Origin of the sequence: Natronoarchaeum sp. GCM10025703, from assembly GCF_042661985.1 — an archaeon.
GTDB lineage: Archaea > Halobacteriota > Halobacteria > Halobacteriales > Natronoarchaeaceae > Natranaeroarchaeum.
This window is the reverse complement of record NZ_JBHSZF010000001.1, coordinates 342,368-360,867: the sequence shown is the minus strand read 5'-3', so window position 1 is coordinate 360,867 and position 18,500 is coordinate 342,368. Positions and strand designations below refer to the sequence as shown.

Here is an 18,500-nt window from a genome sequence, read left to right as displayed (position 1 = left end):
ACCCAGGACTGTGCTGCTTCTCAGTGGTCGGCCAGCCACGTCTCGATCTCGTCGCCAAGCGCGCCCAGGCGGTGAAGCTCCCCCGATGCGACGTCGACGACAGTGCTCTCGACGCCCCCGTCTTGCCGCCGTCGAGGACGGCACTCGCTGCGTCCTTGACCTCCTCGTCGACATCCTCGACGCGGCGCGCGCTCGGGCGGCCGCTGACGTTCGCGCTCGTCGCAGTGATCGGTTCGACGCGTTCGAGCAACGTCAGCGCGAGGTCGTGATCGGGCACGCGCACGCCGACCCGGTCGCTACCGGCGGTCAGCACGTCCGGGACTACCTCACGACGCCCGCAGAGCACGGTGACGGGCCCCGGGAGAAACCGCTCCATGAACGCCCGTTCGCGCTCGGTCGGCCGGACGTAGGACGTTGCCGCGTCGACGTCCGGCACTGCAAGCGAGATCGGGTTCGACCGATCCCGTACTTTCGTCTCGTACACGCGTTCGACGGCGGCCGGATCGAGAGCGTCCGCTCCGAGGCCGTACACCGTCTCCGTCGGGTAGACCACGAGGTCGCCATCGCGGATCGCGGCTGCCGCACGGTCGAGATCGCTCATCGACCGATACTGGGCCGCTCGTACAAAAAAGCGTACCGTCTCAGTCGCCGCTACTCGGCCGCTTCGATGGCGCTTGCGATCTGCTGGTAGAAGTCCTCGCCCTGCTGGGGCGTGACGAGTTCTCCATTGACGGTCAGCGTCGGCGTCGAACTGACACCAAGATCCTGTCCCGCCTCGCTATCGGCCTCGATCACCGGCAAGTAGGTGAGGTTCTCGGCAGCATCGCTGACGACTCCGCCGTCGGCCCCGACCTCGTTTCCGACCTGCTCGACGACGTCGAACGAGTACTCGCCCTGATACGTGAAAATCTCCTGCGCGAACTCGAAGAAGGCGTCGTCACCCTCGGTATCCTGTACCGCCCGGGCCGCGCTCGGGATCTGGTACGACCAGTCCTCGTTGACGACCGGGAAATCGTGGTGCTCGTATCTGATGCGCTCGGTATCGACGAACTCCTCTTTGACCGACGGGTAGACGTTCAACTGATACGTCTGACAGTGGGGACAGCTGAAGTCCTCGTAGGCTGCGACGGTCACGTCGGCATCGGGATCGCCCTGTACCGGTGTCGGTAGCTCGTCCACCGTTTCTCCGTCCGTATCCGGCGATCCGCCACCCAGACAGCCGGCTACTGCGCCGGTGATGCCGGTCGCCGCGATAGCCAGAAACCGCCGACGAGAACGCTGCTCTCTCATACCTGCTGGGTAGGTAACCCGCCCCCATGAACTATTCGGCTTTCGTCTCGACCGAGCGGGTCTGTCCCCCGCAGACGGTGTCGGAACGGCTTTGAAGATCGCCCACACACATCCCAATATATGGAGGTTTTCGGGTCGAGTGGAACGCGGGGGTCGTCAACGAGTCGCTGACGCCGACGTTCGCGATGCAGGTCGCACAGGCTGCGGGGACGGTCTGGGACGAGGAGCGGGTCGGCGTCGCCCGCGATACGCGAGTCACCGGCAAGATGCTGGCCGACGCGGTCGCCAGCGGACTGGCGAGCATCGGCACCGATGTCGACCGCCTCGGCGTCACGCCGACGCCTGCGGCACAGGCCTACGCGGAGCGGGCCGGCGTTCCCGTGGTGATCGTCACCGCATCACATAACCCGCCGGAGTTCAACGGCATCAAACTCGTCGGCGCGGATGGCATCGGCCTCGCCGTTCCCGAACTCGAACGCATCGAGGAGACGTATCTCGAAGGCGGTTCGGACACGTCGCCGTGGAACGAGGTCGGCATGTCCAGACGCATCGAGACTGCGAACGACGACTACGTGGCAGAGCTATTCGATGCCATCGACCGCGAACGGATCGCCGAGGCGGATCTGACCGTGGCGCTGGATCCGGGTCACGGTGCTGGCTCACTGACGAGTCCGGAGTTCTTCCGCGCGCTTGGCTGTGAGGTCGTCACGGTCAACGCCCAGCCTGACGGCCACTTCCCGGGACGGAATCCGGAGCCGATCCCGGAGAACCTCGATGATCTCGGCCGCCTCGTCCGCGCCACGGACGCTGATCTGGGTATCGCCCACGACGGCGACGGTGACCGCGCAATCTTCTTCGACGAGACGGGCGAGTACATCGAGGGCGACGCGACGCTGGCCGCGCTGGTCGCAGCCGAACTCGATCCCGGCGAGACGACGGTCTCGGCGGTCAACGTCTCACAGCGGCTCGTCGACGCGGTGTCGGCAGCCGACGGCGAACTCGAACTCACGCCGATCGGCAGCACCTACATCGTCAGCCGGATCCGCGAACTCCAGGCAGAGGGCGTCTCGATCCCGGTCGCGGGCGAAGGCAACGGCGGCCTCTTTTTCCCCCGTTATCGGCTGGCCCGCGACGGCGCGTTCACGGCCGCCCGCTTTCTCGAACTGGTCGCCAGCCGTCGAGCGAGCGACATCGTCGCGCCGTACTCGGGCTATCACAACGTTCGTGTCAACGTCGAGTACGCGGATCGCACCGAGCGCGACGCGATGCTCGACGCCGCCGCCGAGTGGGCCGAAACCGTCGATGCGGAGCGCTCGACGATGGACGGCGTCCGGCTCGACTTCGGCGACGCGTGGGTACTAACGCGGGCCAGCGGCACCGAGCCGCTGATCCGCCTCTACGCGGAGGCCCACGACGAGGAGCGTGTCAAAGAACTCCTCGCCGAGGCTCGCGAGGCGCTCGAACGCGGTCGCAGGAGCGATTGAATGTTACCCCGCGCACGGTGGCGCGGCGAATCCTGCTCTCACGAGGGTAGGCTTCCTGTTTCTACGACGTGACTTGCAGACACTGATTGAAAATCAGTCGTGTCCGTAGCGGTCACAGTCTCCACAGGCGTATCTTCGGGCCATCCCAGCCCTAATTCAGAAAAACCACGCTTCAGGACGTTCATCGCCGTCGCAAAATCGCACGCGATTTTGCTGCCCGTCAGACGTAGTCTGACAACCGCGTTCGCGTCTCTATCTGTCTCGAATCCACAACTCGGGCAGGAGTGTTCCCTGACCCAGATGGGTTTCGCCGTCTCCACGCCACACGCCGCGCACTCCTTGGTCGTCCCTCGTGATTCGACCTGCACGACGTGCGTTCCGTGCAGGTCGGCTTTGTATTCGAGCAGGGTGATGAATTGTCGCCACGCCGCATCCTGCTTGTTGCGAGCGTTTCCATCGCCCTGAAGCATACTCTGGACGTTCAGGTCTTCCACGAACACGGCGTCGTACTCTTTGACGAGCCACGTCGTTATCTTATGCTGGTAGTCCAGCACCTTCCGCTTGATGTGACGCTTGACCTTCGCCACTTCTCGGCGTTGCTTCTCGTAGTTGTTCGACCCCTTCTGTTTCCGCGACAACTTCCGTTGTTCGCGGCGAAGTCGTTCGTATTCGCCTTCGAGGTCGAGCCATTCAACAGTCTTCCCGTCGCTGGTGTGAATGTAGTTGAGAATACCGAGGTCAACACCGACGCTATTGCCCGCATCCAACGAGCCAACGTCGGGTTTCTCGGGTAGGTCAGCGTCGTCGGTTTCGAGGCCAAAGGAGACGAACCACTCGCCGGTCGTCTCCTTCTTGAACGTGACTTCTTTGATGGTGGCGTGGTCGGGAAACGGACGCGAGTAACGGATTTTGAGCCAGTCGATTTTGCTGAAGCGGACGTATGCGTACTTGTCGTGGCCCCTCTTTTCATCGAGGTCGAAACCAGACTGACTGTACGTCACGCTCCGGTATTCGGTGGGTGATTGTCGTTTGAGCCGACCGACGTTGTATCCCTTCTCTTTCTGCTTGCGGAGGTTCGAGAGATTTCGGTGGAAGCGTGCGACGGTGGCTTGGGCGGCTTTCGAGTGCAGGTCGCTGAACACCGACCACTTGCGTTTCCACTCGGGGAGTTTGTTGTTCTGGTCGTACTCGCTCGGTTTGTCGTCTTTTGGGGCTTGTTCGTAGTCCCAGCGGACGTGGTTGTAGAGTTGGCGATGAACGTCGAGATGGTGTTCCAGCCCTTCCGCTACCTCTTCTGTCGGGTAGGCGTGGTAGCGGTGACTGTGTTCCATCGCGATCTCCTGATTAGAAATGTGTTGACTTAATGGTTTGTGTCAGCGATTGTCGGCTTCATCCCCGACCACGGTGGGTCGGGGTATTCGCCTCGCTGACCAGTATAAAAAACGGCTCAGGGCTCCGGTAACTCGTCGAGGCGCTCCTGGAGCGTACGTTTCTCGGCTCGTAGCCGTTCGAGATCCGTCTCGACCGCTCCCGCTTCGAGCCGCTGGCGAGTCTCTTCGTCGAGTTCGTCGAGCGCTATCGCGGCCCTCCGGAGCCGCTCGAACTCCGCTTCCTCGGTCGTCAGTCGCCGCACCTTGCGGAGGTTCGCGATCACGGACTCCGGGGCGAACCGGCTGATCACCCGGCGGAGTTCGTCGGCCCGCCAGCGCAGGAGGGAGGCCTCCGCTGGCGGCCATGCGAGCGTCAGCGGATCGGCGTCGAGTCGGTCGAGATAGGTCTGCTGGGTCGCTATCTTCCGTTTGAGCGCATCGGCGTCGTCGGCGTAATGAACCAACTTCGAGCGGGAGTACTCGGCGTACTCCAGCAGTGTCGGAACCGTCTCGGTCCCGTCGGGGCTCTCGCGCACGAACGCCAGAAGCTCCTCGGGCGGCCGTGGCATGGCCACCAGCGGGAAGTACTGCGTCCGGTCGACGAAGGACAGGAACTCGCGGGCGCTCGCCTCGTGTCGGTACTCCCGGAACGCCTTGCGAACGCTCTCGTTGTACTGCTCGATAGGGGCGCGGAGCCGCTCGACCGGGGCATCCAGATCCGCCTCACCGAGTTCGAGGACGTGTTCGAGATCGCCGACCTCCTCGTCGATGGCGTCTAGTCGGTCGGCGGCGTCGAGGCGGGCCTCGCGGTAGCGCTCCCGGGCGTCGTCCCTGTCTTCGATCATCGCGACGAGGTCGTCGACGCCGTCGAGCGTCTCGCGAGCGCGGGCGAAATCACCCTCGTTGAGCCGTCGTTTGTCGACCGCTTCGAGCGACTTCTCGAACACCTCCCGCCGTGGCAGCCACTCGGGGAGGTCCTCGACGAAGGTCGAGTACTGCCCCCGGAACTCGACGTAGGACCTAAAATCGCCAGTTCCGGTAGCCTCGTCGGCGTACCGGTCGAGGATTCGGTGGGCGTCACGATAGGCGTCGACGGCCGCTTCGACTTCGCTCTCGCCGATCCGCTCTAGCTCCTCGCGGAGTTCCTGTAGCTCATCATAGGCGCTATCGAGTGTCGTGACCGAGTCGAACTCCCTGGCAGTGTGCTCACTCATCTCTCGACGTTACTCGTAGACGCTTTCGGGGTCGAACACTTTCTCGCCGACGACGTCGCCGTCGATGGTCCGATAGAAACAGGAGTTGTAGCCGGTGTGGCATGCGCCACCCTCCTGGTCGACCTGGTAGACGATGGCGTCGCCGTCACAGTCGACGAGTATGTCCTCGATATGCTGGACGTGACCGCTAGACGCGCCCTTGTCCCATAGCTCCTCGCGGCTCCGGGAGTAGTAGTGGGCCCGGCCGGTCTCTCGGCTCCGTTCGAGGGCCTCGCGGGTGGCGTAGGCGAGCATCAGGATCTCGCCGGTTTCGGCATCCTGTGCCACCGCGGGGACCAGCCCATCGTCGCCGAAATCCAACTCGACGTCGGCACGTGTCTCGCTCATGGCCGAGTGAACGCCCCTCCGAGAGGTAGGCTTTTTGGTCGACAGAACGAGCGAGAGCCGCTATACGAGTCCCAGCAGCCCGAGAATCCGAAAGAGCAGGTCGCCGTAGACGAGTGCAACGACGAACCCGAGAAAGATGGGGACGATAAACGGGATTCCTGGGGAGACCCACACCTCATCTCGCTCGACGAGCGTGTCGAGGGCGTCCCGGAGCGTTTCGGGCGTCGTCCCGTAGGCCGTCCCCTCGATATCGTCGAGAAACGCGGCCGCCCCCCAGGGGTCCTCGTAGGCTGGCTCCTCTCTCTCGCTCCCTGTAGGTTCGCCGCCGTCCGGAACGAGCGCCTCACCGGCGGTTACAGCGCCGTCAGTCGGCGGATTCGGCTCGTCGGATAGCGTCTCGGGATCCCGGTAGCGCTCCGGGGTTTCTCGCAGTTCGGCGAGCGTTAGCCCGCGCCAGCGCAGATACATCCGGAGTGCGTCGAGATCCAGTCCGTCGCGGGTGAGGCCATCCGGCTCCTCCATCATCCGGCCGTGGACGGTCGAGAGGTCGGACCAGTGTCGCACGCGGCCGACCACCATCGCCGACGCGAACTGGCCCTGTAGGGCGTTGTAGAGCGTTAGCGCTACCGGGAACGCGAGTGCGACCAGGACGGCGTTCGTGAGGATGGTAAACGAGAAGACGCCGACATCGGTCTGTATCGGCGGATACACGCTCGTCCCGATGTAGTAGGACGGAAACGCGGGAAACAGGACGGCGATGGTCATCAGCGCCTTCGCGTCCGCGCCGCCGAAGCCGCCCATCCGCCAGAAGGCGTAGGCCAGTGGGACCACGAGACCGACACTGATCGACGTCGTAACGAGAAAGAACTGCCAGTCGTAGCCGCCGATGCCGAACGCCCGCCAGCCGTCCCAGACGAGCAACAGAAGCCCCAGCAGGGCCAGTGGGGGCCAGATCACGTTGGGAACGCGCCGGGTCTGGATGTCCCGCCACGCGGCCCACGCAAAGACGGGGACGGCAAGCAGTCGCAGTAGATCGCTCGTCGCGGCAAACACCGGTCCGAACTCTATCACGTTCCCAACGCTGTCCGGTACCGATTTATACGTACCGACTTCGGGGATCAATCGTCGGTCGTACCGACGCTTTGCGTGGTCTGCTCCGGCCCGCTCCGGTAGACAGCGTACAGGATGAGCACGGCGATCAGGAAGTCGAAGCCGTGCTCGACGAGGTGGTGGGCCGTCATCGGAACGGCACCGAGGACGGTCCCCAGTCCCACGACCGAGCGGCCGACGAGCAGGCCCAGCACGACCGTAATCAGTAGATACCGTCGCGTTTGCCGCCGCGAGTAGGCGACGAGACCGGCCAGAAACAGCAGTGTCGTCCCGGCGACGGCGAGTACGATGACGGCAACGAGCACCGGGGCAGCTGTGGGTCAGCCACGCGCTTCCGGGCGTGCTCACGGCTGGCACCTGGTTTACAAGTGCCATCCAACTCACTGGAGCCATTCGTTGGTGACTAGAGCGGTGCAGTACTATGTTCTTCGGTCAGCGTTCTCGCCCGCTGGGAAGGAACGAAACACCCTGTATCATGGAACTCGTAGCTTTCCTTATTGCGGTCGAGAACAGATGACCGACACACGACCACAGATCCGCGCACAGATCTACGACGACGCCGGGATCCACTTCAACGAACTCGTCCGCGAGTCGGAGTACGCGCCGGGACAGATCCAGTATCACGTCCGCCGACTGATCGACGCGGGCGAACTGGTCCGCGACGAGTTCTACGGGCAGACGCATTACTACCCGCCGTCGTACGACGAGTGGGAGCGCGGTGCGCTTGCGCTGTTCCGTCGCGAGACTGCCCGGTCGATCGTCGTCCACCTGATCGAGCACGAACCGGCCACGCCGGATGCCGTCGCCGACTCGCTCGGTATCGCCCGTAGCACGCTCGAACACCATCTCGATCACCTCGTCGAACGCGGCATCGTCGAGAAACGCTACGACGAGCGGAATCGGGTGACGCTCGCCTTGCAGAACAGGGAGCGAACTGCGAGAGTGCTCCCGGAGGTCACTCCACGGATCCCGGATCGACTTGTCGACCGGTTCACACGGCTTGTCGACGACCTGCTCGAACGCTCGGCCGAGACGTCCTACCACGCCGGACCGTCCGAGGCGGAGTGAGACGCGGACCTGCGCTTCGCGGCAGATAGCTCCGTGGCTGTTGCCCAGCGCCACTGAGGCCGAGGGATTCCGGCCGACGTCGATGATTCTCCCCGTGTGTCCCTACATCGTAACGGTTTTATCCTGTTTTAGGTATACCTAAAACGATGAACGAACAGCAGTCGTCGGCAGTTCACGCTCGTGGGTCGTCGCGTGGCTGGCTGACGAGCACCCTCGTCGGGTTCTGTCTGGTGAGTGCAGTTCTTACGGTTGTTGCAGGCATCGTGCAGGTTAGCTTCGGGACGTACTCGATGACCATCGCGCAGGCGTGGGACACGGTAATCGATCCGGCCGTACTGTTCAACCTCGACGTCTGGAACGCGTTTCTGCTCGACGGTGAACTCCCCGAGATGAGCACCCGGCGTACCGTCGTCTGGAACCTTCGGGTGCCACGGGTCGTCGTCGGAATCATCGCCGGCGCGACGCTCGCGATATCGGGTGCGATCTTTCAGGCGGTGACCCGTAACGAACTCGCCAGCCCGTTCGTCCTCGGCGTGAGTTCGGGGGCTGGATTCGCCGTGCTGGCGACGCTCGTCGTCTTCAGTGGGTTTGCCCCGTTCCTGCCGCTCATCGCCGCAATGGGCGGGACGCTGGCGTTTCTGCTCGTCTACTTCATCGCGTGGAAGGGGGGACGAGTCCGGTTCGGCTGGTTCTGGCGGGCGTCATCGTCAATATGGTGTTTCAGTCGCTTCAGCAGGGACTGTTCTTCTTCGCCGAGGACCTCGGGGTCGTCCAGACGGCTATCGCGTGGACGACGGGGTCGCTCACGGGAACCGGCTGGTCGGAAGTGCGGATCGCGATCCTTCCGGCAATCGTGGCAATCGTCTTCGCGCTCGCAGGCGCACGACAACTGAACGTCCTGTTGCTCGGCGAGCAGACGGCCCGCTCGCTCGGGATGCGCGTCGAACGCGTCCGATTCCTGCTGTCGGCGGTGGCGATCCTCGCTGCGAGCGCCGCCATCTCGGTGGCCGGAATCGTCGGCTTCTTCGGCCTCGTCGTCCCTCATATCGTCCGCAACATCGTGGGCAGTGACTACCGACAGTTGATGCTCGGCTGTCTCTTCGCCGGGCCCGCGCTGATGGTGACCGCCGACGTCGGTGCGCGACTCGCGCTGGGGGGCGCACAGATGCCGGTCGGCGTCGTCACCGGACTCCTCGGTGGGCCGTATTTCCTCTATCTGATGCGCAAACAGCAGTCGATGGGTGAACTATAATGGCACGACAGGGTCTTGACGCGGATGTCGAAGGTAGTACGGAGCCAACGGGAACCGACCGCGTCGCTATCGACAGCGCGCTCGTCGCCGAGGACCTCGCACTGAGTTATCCGACGAGCGACGAGGCCGTCGTCGATTGTAGCAGACTCGACATCCCCGAAGGGGCGGTAACCGCACTGGTCGGCCCCAACGGAAGCGGGAAGAGCACGCTGTTGAAAGCGCTCTCGAATCATCTCACGCCGGACGACGGGGCGGTCTATCTGCACGGCGAGTCGATCCAGTCGATGAGCCAGAAAGAGCTGCCCGTGAACTCGGTCACCTCTCACAGGAGAACGATTCGCTAAACAGCATCACTGTCGAGGACCTGGCCTACCACGGGCGCTATCCGCACCGCGGGTTCTTCGATAGCGTCACCGCGGACGACCGGGATGCCGTCGACCGGGCCCTCGAACTCGCAGGCGTCGACGACCTCCGAGATGCGGAACTCGGCCAGCTTAGCGGCGGGCAAAAGCAACTCGCCTGGATCGCGATGGTGCTGGCCCAGGACACCGATGTCCTCCTGCTCGACGAACCCACGACGTTTCTGGATCTGTACCATCAGCTTCGCGTGCTGGAAACGATCCGCCAACTGAACGAGGAAAAAGACGTCACCGTTGCGGTCGTCCTTCACGACATCTCCCAGGCCGCCCGGTTCGCGGATTACCTGATCGCGCTAGACGACGGAGAGCTATACGACTGGGGACCGCCCGAAAACGTCGTCACCGAGGAGTTGCTCGCGGATGTCTTCGACGTCGAGGCGGCGGTCCGACACGACCCTGACGTGCGTATCCAGCCGAAAGCAGCGCTGTCGAACGAATCGGAGTGACCGCCCGGCGTTTCGGAAGAGTTTTAAATTTTTAGGCTGACCTAAAAATTGATGGTCGACAGAGCAGACCGAACGCGACGAAACGTACTTCGAACGACTGCGGGGGCGGCCGGGTTCGGCGTCTTCGCGGGCTGTACCACGCTCGACGAACCCAACGGGGACGACGGGTCCGGCAACGGCGACGAGAACGGGACCGAAAACGGCGACGAGAACGGGACTGAAAACGGCGACGAGGACGGGACCGAAAACAGCGACGAGAACGGGACCGAGGAAAGCGGCAGCTACTCGGTCTCGATGGAGCCGGTCGGTACCGTCGAGTTCGACTCGGTCCCCGAGACGTGGTTCTCGTACACTGCCGACTACGCGGACATGGGCGTCGCGCTGGGTCATGGCGACGGGCTTTCGGCGATCGGCATCCGGAACCGATACGCCACCCACTTCTACGACGAGCTACCGGACGTCTCGGTAGAGAAAGAGGATCTGACGGAGCTCTGGCAGGGAAGCACGGACAGAGAGGTATTCTACTCCCTGAACGCTGATCTCCATCTGATCGACCCCAACTTCATGATCAACCGCCTCGACTGGAACGAGGAGTACATCGACGATATCGAAACCGATATCGCGCCGTTCATGGGGAACACTATCTTCTCAGGGGGTACGACTGGCACGATTATACCCGCTACAGCCTGTACGAGGCCTTCGAGAAAGTCGCAGACGTGTTTCAGGAACGGGACCGCTACGAGGCGTTCACAGACCTCCACGACGAGGTTCTGTCGGACGTGCAGTCCCGCCGTCCCGAGCAGAGTCCCGACGTGGCGGTGTTGTTCCCCGAATCGCTCCCACCGGAAGCGTTCTACCCGTACACGATCGGCTCCGGGACACAATCCAAACAGTGGAACGACCTGAACGTGGGCCGCGCACTGGCCGAGAGCGATGTCGACGACTTCGCCGCCTCGCGCGGGACCATCGACTACGAGACGCTACTGGAGGTCGACCCCGACATCATCGCGATTCGGCAGGACGACGGCGTTCACGACGCCGACTTCCAGAGCGACATCGTCGAACACATGGAAGACCACCCCGTCGCGAGCAAACTCTCTGCGGTGCAGAACGGCCGCGTAATCGACGGCGGGCGGATCTATCAGGGACCGATTATCAATCTCTTTCAGCTCGAACAGGCCGCACAGGACGTCTACCCCGATGAGTTCGGCGACGAACAGCTCTTCGACCGCCAGCGAGTCAGCGACATCGTCAACGGGAACATCTGATGGCTTCCGACAGCGACGCCGGCGGACGTGTGCCGAGCGAGTGCGACGTTGCGGTCGTTGGTGGCGGACCGGCAGGCTGTTCGGCCGCCGTCTTCACCGCCCGCTACGGACTCGATACCGTCGTCTTCGACCGCGGGAACTCGGCGCTACGTCGGTGTGCGTATCTGACGAACTATCTCGGCTTTCCGGGCGGCATCGAGGTCGACACGTTCTACGATCTGATGCATGCACATGCCGAAGCGGCTGGCTCCGATATCGTCCCGGAACTGGTCGACTCCGTCGAACGAAGCGACGCAGGCCGGCGGTTCGCAGTCGATACCGAGGACGGAAGCTCCGTTCTGGCCGACCATGTCGTCACGGCGACGTGGTACGACGGCGACTATCTCCGACCGCTCGACGACGAGGCGATGTTCGAACTGCATGAGCACCACGGTGAGCGCGAGGAGCGCTTCGACCCCGAGTATCCCGACGCGGACGGACGGACGCCTATCGACGGACTCTACGTCGCGTCGCCAAACGGGACCCGGAACGCACAGGCCATCGTCTCGGCGGGCCAGGGAGCCCACGTTGCCCGGTCCCTGATCAAGGACGTGCGCGCCGAGGTGGGTTTTCCCGATGCGGTCGCGACGCACTACGACTGGCTCCGACCTGCGTCAGAGTTCACCGGCGAGTGGGCTGATCGGGACCGCTGGCGGGAGTGGTTCGATAACCAGATCGACGACGAGCGCGAGGACCTGGACGAACTGCGTGAAGCGTATATCGACCGAGCGTTCCGGACCCGCCAGTCGGACGCAGAGATCGAGGAGCGACGCCAGCGCGGCTACGAGCGGCTACTCGACCACATCGACGACGATCGGATCCGGGCATATCTCGATCGTACGTCAGACTGATCGCACGGCAGTCGGGAAGCGCCCCCGATTGCGATCCGAGGAGCGCAGCGGCTATCGAGCCGCTCGCGCCCGCTACCGCATAAAAGATGATGGTCGGCCAGAACGGGCCGAACTGTCGTTATATGACGCGGTTCTGCAGGTAGTCGAGGTGTTTCGCGTTGTAGACGATCCGCACTTCCTCGGCGTCGGGGCTACCGATGCAGGTGAGTCGAACGTTCTTCTCTTCGACTTCCTCGTCGCTGAGGATCTGCTGCATATCCATGTCGATCTCGCCCTCGTAGACGATTGCTGCGCAGTTCGCACATGCGCCAGCACGGCACGAGAACGGCCAATCGTAGCCCTGCGCTTCGGCGGCTTCGAGGATATACTCGCCTTCGTTAACTTCGAGAGAGCCGTAGTCCTCGGCGTCGAGGCCAGCGTCTGCGGCTTGATCGAAGAGGTCGTCGTCGTCCATCTCCCAGCCCTGGTCGTCCAGCACTTCGTAATTGAGGTATTCTACAGTGGGCATCAGGCTGACATTCAGAAGTCCTAACGGTTAGAAGTTATTGTTTTGCACGGCCTCCCGAACGTCCGGATTTCCCCCGGTACGAGTTAGTAACGCCCTATATTTGTTCTAGCAGGGTTTAAAACCCGAACACCGGCACGAACTCGAAGACGAGATACGCTCCGACCGTCGATATCCCGGGAACGAGGTTCTGAAGCAAAATCACGCGACCGGTCGTACTCGGGTTGAACAGGTCCCCCGCGCTCGGGATGTCCTCGGGGTCCTCTTCACCGATCTCCGGTAGTTCTTCACCCTCCTCGTCGGCCGACAGCGCGCCAACGGAGACGGTCGTCGATTTCTCTCCTCGCACTCCCTCGCGGACGCTCGTGGTTCGGGTCGCCCGCCCCCAACCGAGGCCAACGATCCCCATCGTCGCGATGACGACGAAACTCGCGGGGATGCCCAGCGCCGACAGCGAGACGACGATGAAGGAACTAACGGTCGCGATGACGATCGCCGCCGTCAGCGGCAGATGGGTGATATCGTTGCCCAGCGTCTCCATCGTCCGGCGACCGATCGTGAACGCGCCGACGCCGACGGCGATGCTGCCGAGGATGATCCCGGCGTTCATTTCGAGATCACCGCTCCCGACCAGCGGTGCAATGGCGTTTGCGATGTTGCTCGTCCCCGAACTGAACGCCATCAGACAGCCGATTGCGATGACGGTACCTGCGCCGAACAGTTCGCGATTGGTCGCCTCACTGCTCACGCCGACCCGGGGAATCATCTTCGACGTGTCGATGATAAATAACTCGTTGTCAGTGCGCTGGATGTTGATCCACGCGTTGATCCGGGGTAAAAATACCGTCCGATCACTCCGCAGACCCAGAAGCCGATCAGCGGTGCGACGAGCCACCAGGTAACGATCTCTCCGAGTTCCGCCCAGTCCAGCGTCCCGCTGACGTAGCCCAGCGCGCCGATTGCCCCGACCGTCGTCATCGACGTCGATGCCGGGACGCCGAAGAGGTTCCCGATGAACAGTGCGAAGCCGATGAAAAACAGTACGGTGATGCTCGTTTCGAGTGTGAACACGCCCGGTTCGACTAGCCCTTCGCTCAGCGTCGTGACGACCTGTCGCCCGATGGTGAACGCGCCGATGAAAAAGAAGAGGGACATGAACGCCGCCGCTGCCGTCTTGGTGATTACGTCGGCCCCGACTGCCGGTCCGAACGCCGGTCCGGTCGTCGAACCACCGATATTGTAGCCGACAAAAACCGCAACGACGAGGCCAATAAGTAATAGAGGTGCGATCATAAACATATAGAGTACCACCCAGAACTTAATCTGCCCGATACGCCAACCACACCGCCTGACAGTGACGGTCGTGGTGAACGGTAGCTTTTGTCGGAGAGCCGACGCCACTGCTTCGGAGGGTTTAGGCCGCCGCCCCGCCTGCGGACCCACATGAGTGCATTCCCCGAGTTCGAGGTCGTTCCGGCGGTGGACTTACAGGACGGCGAGGTCGTCCAGTTGGTGCAGGGCGAGCGCGGCACCGAGAAACGCTACGGCGACCCCGTCGACGCCGCCGAGCGATGGATCGACCAAGGCGCGGAGACGCTCCATCTCGTCGATCTGGACGGGGCGTTCGAGGGCGAGCGAGCGAACGCCGAGGCCGTCGAGCGAATCCTCCAGGCGACCAGCGTCGACCTCCAACTCGGCGGCGGCATCCGCACCGCAGAGGACGCCACGGACCTGCTCGACCGCGGTCTCGACCGCGTCATCATGGGCACCGCCGCGGTGAACGACCCCGACCTCGTTGCCGAGATCAGCGAGGCCTATCCCGGCAGCGTCGTCGTGAGCCTCGATGCGAAAGACGGCGAGGTCGTCGTCGAGGGCTGGACCGAGGGGACGGGAATCGACCCCGCCGAGGCCGCCGCCCGGTACGAGAACCTCGGTGCTGGCGCTATTCTCTTTACTGACGTCGACGTCGAGGGGCGACTGGACGGTGTTCAGACCGAACCGGTGAACGCTGTCGTCGAGGCGGTCGACATCCCCGTCATCGCCAGCGGCGGCGTCGCCTCCATCGAGGACATCCGCGACCTGCGCGAGGCCGGTGCGAGCGCGGTCGTGGTGGGGAGCGCGCTGTACGAGGGCGAGTTCACCCTCGACGAAGCGCGGGCGGCGCTGGACTGAGCCTTCGGCCCCTCGTGTCGACATCGAGAGACGCAGGAACCATAGTGCTCGGGTGCGTTGACGCCGGTATGACCGACCGCGCCGCGGCAGCCACCCGCGAGACGGCCGAAACCGAGATCGACGTCACCGTCGAAATCGATGGCGACGGCGACGCCGCCGTCGACACCGGGATCGGCTTTTTCGATCACATGCTCGAATCGTTCGCCAAGCACGGCCTGTTCGATCTGACCGTCGACTGCGACGGCGACCTGGAGATCGACGACCACCACACGATAGAGGACGTGGCTATCGTCCTCGGCGAGGCCTTCGCGGAGGCGCTCGGCGACAAGCGCGGTATCGTCCGCTACGCAGACCGGAAAGTACCGCTCGACGAGGCCGTCGCCGGCATCGTCGTCGACGTCTCCGGTCGCCCGCTGTTCGAGTTCGACGGCGAGTTCTCACAGAGTGCCGTCGGCGGGATGACCAGCCACATGGCGAAACACTTCCTGCGCTCGCTGGCGATGAATGCCGGACTCACCCTGCACGCGGAGGTCACTGGCGAGAACGCCCACCACGAGATCGAGGCGCTGTTCAAGGCGACCGCCCGCGCGCTCGACGACGCGACCCGGATCGACGAGCGGCGCAGCGATACGCCGAGCACCAAAGGAGAACTCTAAACGTCCGAGGTCGTCCCGTCGCTCTCGTCGAGATCCGTCTGGCGGTGAGGAATAATTAGCGTTATTACACTTCCGCCCGTTTCGCTCTCGTCGAACTCGACCTCGCCGCCGACGGTCTGTGCGACCCACACGACCAGCCAGAGCCCCAGACCGCTGCCGTGACTGAGTGGCGTGATCTCCTGTTCGCCCATGAGAACGGACTGCTCGGTCTTGGGGATGCCGGAGCCGTCATCCTCGACGCTGATACGGAGGCGGCCATCGCCGTCCCGTTCGGTCCTGAGCGTCACCGTCACCGGTCGTTCATTGTGCTCGATGGCGTTCTCGAGGAGGTTATCGACGGCGATCCGGACCCGCTGATCGATCTCGAACGGTTCGTCGTGGGCGAACTCGGTGACCATCGAGACGCCGTCGTGCTGGCTCTCGTCCTCCTCGACGAGGCCGGTCAGGAGCGACTGTGCGCGCTCCGCGTACACTTTGGTATCGGGATCAGCACTCGTTCGGTCTGTCTCGCCTTGTCGCCGAGGTCAACCAGCGACTGGGCCTGCTCGATCAGCGTCCTCGCCTGCGCGGCACTCTCCTCGTCGTCGGTGTTTCTGGCCAGGTGTTCGGCGTGGCCGATGACCACGTTCAGGTCGTTCCATCGGCTGCTAACTCGTGCTCGACGATGAGGACGTCCGGCAGTCGCGTTTTGAGCGCGTCGAGGGTTTCGTCAACCGTTGTGGTCGTTCGTATGGTCACGCCGTCTCGCCCTGAGGACCGGACCGATCGGGCGTCACGATCGGTTGCCGCCTCGCCAGCGTAGACCACGTCCATCGTGGGACGCATGAACTGATCTACACACAAGTGCGGTCGACTTATAAACTCCATCAATACATGTGAGTGGTTCACATTCCCCGGTCGAGCGTCGATCCGTGACCCTGTTTATAAGTGCGCCCCGGACGTTCGGACGGACACGAATGTTCGACGAGATCATGGAGAAGTTCGAGGAAGCCCCTCCCAGCAGGCAGTTATTCGCCTGTTGCTGGAGCGTGGCTTCTCGGTCAACGACGAGGGGCGCGTCGTCTCGGGTGGGATCGAGATTCCCAACACCGGTATCGCCCGCGAGATCGATGTCGACCGTCGGGTGGTCGATTCGACGACCGACGCGATACTCGACGACGAGGAGCTACGTCGGATCTTCCAGAACATCTCACAGGTGCCGAGCCTGATGGATCTGGCTCCGGTCCTCGATCTCACCGTCCTCTCGATCCAGGTCACCGACGCGGAACAGGAAGGCATCGTCGCGACGGTGACGACACTGCTCGCGGAGGAGGGCGTCTCGATCCGGCAGACGATCAGCGAGGATCCCGAATTCACCGACGAGCCACGGCTGTACATCGTTACTGACCAGCCACTCCCGGGCGATCTGATCAACGAACTCACGGACCTGCCGTTCGTCCGATCGCTCGAACTCAAGTGAGGACCGACGGGCTATTGATCTTCAGGAACCGAACGCGAGTATGGACGACAGCGCACGGGGGCACTCGAGTTCACTGCGGTACAACTGGCGGCGGTCGTCGCCGGCCTCCATCTCTACTGGGGCATCCCACGGCTGGTGACGGCCGCCCGGATCGATCAGCCGATCTACTGGGATCCCCGCCCGCTCCTGTTCGTCGCCTCGGCGGTCGGGATTCTCGCCGCGGTCCTGCTGGTTCGCCAGCGCGTGCTCTCTCGCGTCCGGGCGTACGTACTCGGTATCGGCCTGATGCTGACCTATATTCTTAGCTGGGCGTACTGGCATCTCGCCGGGCACACTGTGGTCGTCCCCTGGATTCAGCGGACGCCCGAACCGAGCCACGACACGAATCCGCTTTTCCTGCTGGCTGAACACCTCGTCGGCTCGCCGATCGACGGCGTCTCGAAAACGGCGGAGACGTTGTTGTTGCTGATCCTCGTGGCCCTGCTGTACGAGGAGTACACTTCGGGGACCGATCCGTCACAGAGCAGGCTGACCGCCGACTCTCCCGATGGATCCGAGGAGTGAGTCGATGGCCGATAACACCTACCTGACCGTCGCCGAGCGCGCCAGGGCCTCGTTCGAGGTGACAGGCTCGGAGTTCATCGGTCACATCGCCCCCGTCGAAAGCACGGAACGTGCGGAGGCGTTCGTCGACGCTATCGAAACGGAGTTCGACGACGCGACGCACAACGTCCCCGCGTACCGGGTTCGCGCCGATCCGTTCCGCGAGTGGTCGAGCGACGACGGCGAGCCAGCCGGCTCTGCGGGCAAGCCGGCGCTCAACGTCCTTCAGCAAGAAGAAATCGAGAACGTCGCCGTCGTCGTCACGCGGTACTACGGCGGGACGAACCTCGGCGTCGGCGGGCAGCGCGGGCGTACTCGCGGGCCGTCAAGGACGCGCTCGACGCCGCGGGCGTCGTGGAGGAGCGCCCCCACGAACGCCTCTCGATCACCGTCGACTACGACGACTCCGGGACGGTGCGTGGCATCCTCGAAAGCGTCGGCGTCGAGTTCGACGCGTCGTACGACGAACACGTGGTCTTCGAAGTTCGGGTGCCTGTCGAGGACGCCCCGACGGTACGCGACCGACTCCGGAGCGCAACGAGCGGCCGGGCCGATATCGAGTGAGTCGACGGGAGAGACCCCTCCACAATGGCCCGTTTCGTACGGAACTTTCTCCCGGCCGATTCGACTCTCTGCTACCTGTTTTCAACCCGAAGCAATGGGGTTCGATCTCCCTCGCGATCCCGCTCACTGATCACGATTATGTCGGTCAGTCGACAATGATCTCGTCGTCGTTGAGCGGCTCGTCGGCCGACTCCATCTCCGCACGGTAGCGGCCGATCCAGTCGGCAAAACAGGGCGGACAGAGCCGCTGGGTGTCGACCTGTGAGCGATCGACTGTCAGCCGGACCGTCCGTGCGAGCGGATCGGAGACTGGCTCGCCACAACTGTCACACGAGTTCGACAT

At 63.4% G+C, this 18,500-nt stretch carries 16 protein-coding genes and 8 pseudogenes; 11 read left to right on the top strand and 13 right to left on the bottom strand.

What is annotated here, in order from left to right; all coding sequences use genetic code 11:
• Nucleotides 1-20 precede the first annotated feature (20 nt).
• Nucleotides 21-601 (bottom strand): annotated as a pseudogene (locus ACFQH2_RS01970) (L-threonylcarbamoyladenylate synthase).
• Between the two features lie 50 nt (nucleotides 602-651).
• Entirely contained in the window at nucleotides 652-1,290 is a 639-nt protein-coding gene (locus ACFQH2_RS01965; protein ID WP_377056314.1) for a thioredoxin domain-containing protein, read from the bottom strand.
• A gap of 120 nt (nucleotides 1,291-1,410) precedes the next feature.
• Here ACFQH2_RS01965 and glmM point away from each other — a divergent pair.
• Nucleotides 1,411-2,774, top strand: a pseudogene (glmM, locus tag ACFQH2_RS01960) (phosphoglucosamine mutase).
• Between the two features lie 38 nt (nucleotides 2,775-2,812).
• Here the strand turns inward: glmM and ACFQH2_RS01955 are convergent.
• The 5 genes from ACFQH2_RS01955 to ACFQH2_RS01935 form a co-directional block, all read right to left on the bottom strand.
• Nucleotides 2,813-4,105 carry an RNA-guided endonuclease InsQ/TnpB family protein gene (locus tag ACFQH2_RS01955; protein ID WP_377056310.1) on the bottom strand — a complete coding sequence of 431 codons (1,293 nt, stop codon included), beginning with the start codon at nucleotides 4,103-4,105 and terminating at the stop codon, nucleotides 2,813-2,815.
• A 116-nt stretch (nucleotides 4,106-4,221) separates the two neighbouring features.
• The gene (locus ACFQH2_RS01950) at nucleotides 4,222-5,358 is read right to left on the bottom strand and encodes a DUF7118 family protein (RefSeq protein ID WP_377056308.1); all 1,137 of its coding nucleotides are present in this window, start codon (nucleotides 5,356-5,358) and stop codon (nucleotides 4,222-4,224) included.
• A gap of 9 nt (nucleotides 5,359-5,367) precedes the next feature.
• Nucleotides 5,368-5,745, bottom strand: a complete 378-nt coding sequence (hisI, locus tag ACFQH2_RS01945; RefSeq protein ID WP_377056306.1) for a phosphoribosyl-AMP cyclohydrolase — start codon at nucleotides 5,743-5,745, stop codon at nucleotides 5,368-5,370.
• 60 nt (nucleotides 5,746-5,805) lie between these two features.
• Nucleotides 5,806-6,816 (bottom strand): A24 family peptidase, encoded by a 1,011-nt coding sequence (locus ACFQH2_RS01940; protein ID WP_377056304.1) that lies wholly within the window; start codon nucleotides 6,814-6,816, stop codon nucleotides 5,806-5,808.
• Between the two features lie 47 nt (nucleotides 6,817-6,863).
• Nucleotides 6,864-7,160, bottom strand: a complete 297-nt coding sequence (locus tag ACFQH2_RS01935; protein ID WP_377076389.1) for a DUF7471 family protein — start codon at nucleotides 7,158-7,160, stop codon at nucleotides 6,864-6,866.
• 208 nt (nucleotides 7,161-7,368) lie between these two features.
• On the opposite strand from ACFQH2_RS01935, the gene ACFQH2_RS01930 reads away from it, so the two are divergent.
• From ACFQH2_RS01930 to ACFQH2_RS01910, 5 genes and pseudogenes are all read left to right on the top strand, one after another.
• Complete coding sequence (locus ACFQH2_RS01930) at nucleotides 7,369-7,923, top strand: winged helix-turn-helix transcriptional regulator (protein ID WP_377056300.1); 555 nt, start codon at nucleotides 7,369-7,371, stop codon at nucleotides 7,921-7,923.
• Nucleotides 7,924-8,069: 146 nt separating this feature from the next.
• A pseudogene (locus ACFQH2_RS01925) lies at nucleotides 8,070-9,175 on the top strand (FecCD family ABC transporter permease).
• Nucleotides 9,175-10,040, top strand: a pseudogene (locus tag ACFQH2_RS01920) (ABC transporter ATP-binding protein). The pseudogenes ACFQH2_RS01925 and ACFQH2_RS01920 overlap by 1 nt, the downstream one beginning before the upstream one ends.
• 51 nt (nucleotides 10,041-10,091) lie before the next feature.
• A pseudogene (locus ACFQH2_RS01915) lies at nucleotides 10,092-11,308 on the top strand (ABC transporter substrate-binding protein).
• Nucleotides 11,308-12,198: an NAD(P)/FAD-dependent oxidoreductase gene (locus ACFQH2_RS01910; RefSeq protein WP_377056292.1), complete on the top strand. Its 891-nt coding sequence runs from the start codon at nucleotides 11,308-11,310 to the stop codon at nucleotides 12,196-12,198. Before ACFQH2_RS01915 ends, ACFQH2_RS01910 begins: the two are co-directional and overlap by 1 nt.
• A 118-nt stretch (nucleotides 12,199-12,316) precedes the next feature.
• Here the strand turns inward: ACFQH2_RS01910 and fer are convergent, their stop codons facing one another.
• Nucleotides 12,317-12,706: a ferredoxin Fer gene (gene fer, locus ACFQH2_RS01905; protein WP_377056290.1), complete on the bottom strand. Its 390-nt coding sequence runs from the start codon at nucleotides 12,704-12,706 to the stop codon at nucleotides 12,317-12,319.
• A gap of 115 nt (nucleotides 12,707-12,821) precedes the next feature.
• Nucleotides 12,822-13,996 (bottom strand): annotated as a pseudogene (locus ACFQH2_RS01900) (anion permease).
• A gap of 150 nt (nucleotides 13,997-14,146) precedes the next feature.
• On the opposite strand from ACFQH2_RS01900, the gene hisA reads away from it, so the two are divergent.
• Together hisA and hisB are read left to right on the top strand one after the other, a co-directional pair.
• Nucleotides 14,147-14,875, top strand: coding sequence for a 1-(5-phosphoribosyl)-5-[(5-phosphoribosylamino)methylideneamino]imidazole-4-carboxamide isomerase (gene hisA / locus ACFQH2_RS01895; RefSeq protein ID WP_377056288.1), 729 nt, complete (start codon nucleotides 14,147-14,149; stop codon nucleotides 14,873-14,875).
• Nucleotides 14,876-14,943: 68 nt separating this feature from the next.
• Nucleotides 14,944-15,531 (top strand): imidazoleglycerol-phosphate dehydratase HisB, encoded by a 588-nt coding sequence (gene hisB / locus ACFQH2_RS01890; protein WP_377056286.1) that lies wholly within the window; start codon nucleotides 14,944-14,946, stop codon nucleotides 15,529-15,531.
• On the opposite strand, the gene ACFQH2_RS01885 is transcribed toward hisB, so the two are convergent.
• The 3 genes from ACFQH2_RS01885 to ACFQH2_RS01875 are packed head-to-tail and all read right to left on the bottom strand — an operon-like array spanning nucleotide 15,528 to nucleotide 16,344.
• The gene (locus tag ACFQH2_RS01885) at nucleotides 15,528-16,004 is read right to left on the bottom strand and encodes an ATP-binding protein (protein ID WP_377076388.1); all 477 of its coding nucleotides are present in this window, start codon (nucleotides 16,002-16,004) and stop codon (nucleotides 15,528-15,530) included. The two genes, hisB and ACFQH2_RS01885, sit on opposite strands and share 4 nt — an antisense overlap.
• The gene (locus ACFQH2_RS01880) at nucleotides 15,974-16,156 is read right to left on the bottom strand and encodes a hypothetical protein (protein WP_377076387.1); all 183 of its coding nucleotides are present in this window, start codon (nucleotides 16,154-16,156) and stop codon (nucleotides 15,974-15,976) included. The genes ACFQH2_RS01885 and ACFQH2_RS01880 overlap by 31 nt, the downstream gene beginning before the upstream one ends.
• A 2-nt stretch (nucleotides 16,157-16,158) precedes the next feature.
• A complete protein-coding gene (locus ACFQH2_RS01875; protein WP_377076386.1) occupies nucleotides 16,159-16,344 on the bottom strand; it encodes a hypothetical protein in 186 nt (61 codons plus the stop codon).
• A gap of 143 nt (nucleotides 16,345-16,487) precedes the next feature.
• Between ACFQH2_RS01875 and ACFQH2_RS01870 the strand changes: the two are divergent.
• The 3 genes and pseudogenes from ACFQH2_RS01870 (at nucleotide 16,488) to ACFQH2_RS01860 (ending at nucleotide 18,157) form a co-directional block, all read left to right on the top strand.
• Nucleotides 16,488-16,990 (top strand): annotated as a pseudogene (locus ACFQH2_RS01870) (amino acid-binding protein).
• Between the two features lie 135 nt (nucleotides 16,991-17,125).
• Nucleotides 17,126-17,554: a hypothetical protein gene (locus ACFQH2_RS01865; RefSeq protein ID WP_377076385.1), complete on the top strand. Its 429-nt coding sequence runs from the start codon at nucleotides 17,126-17,128 to the stop codon at nucleotides 17,552-17,554.
• A 4-nt stretch (nucleotides 17,555-17,558) separates the two neighbouring features.
• Nucleotides 17,559-18,157: pseudogene (locus ACFQH2_RS01860) on the top strand (IMPACT family protein).
• 145 nt (nucleotides 18,158-18,302) lie between these two features.
• Here ACFQH2_RS01860 and ACFQH2_RS01855 read toward each other — a convergent pair.
• Nucleotides 18,303-18,500 carry a DUF7569 family protein gene (locus tag ACFQH2_RS01855; protein WP_377056274.1) on the bottom strand — a complete coding sequence of 66 codons (198 nt, stop codon included), beginning with the start codon at nucleotides 18,498-18,500 and terminating at the stop codon, nucleotides 18,303-18,305.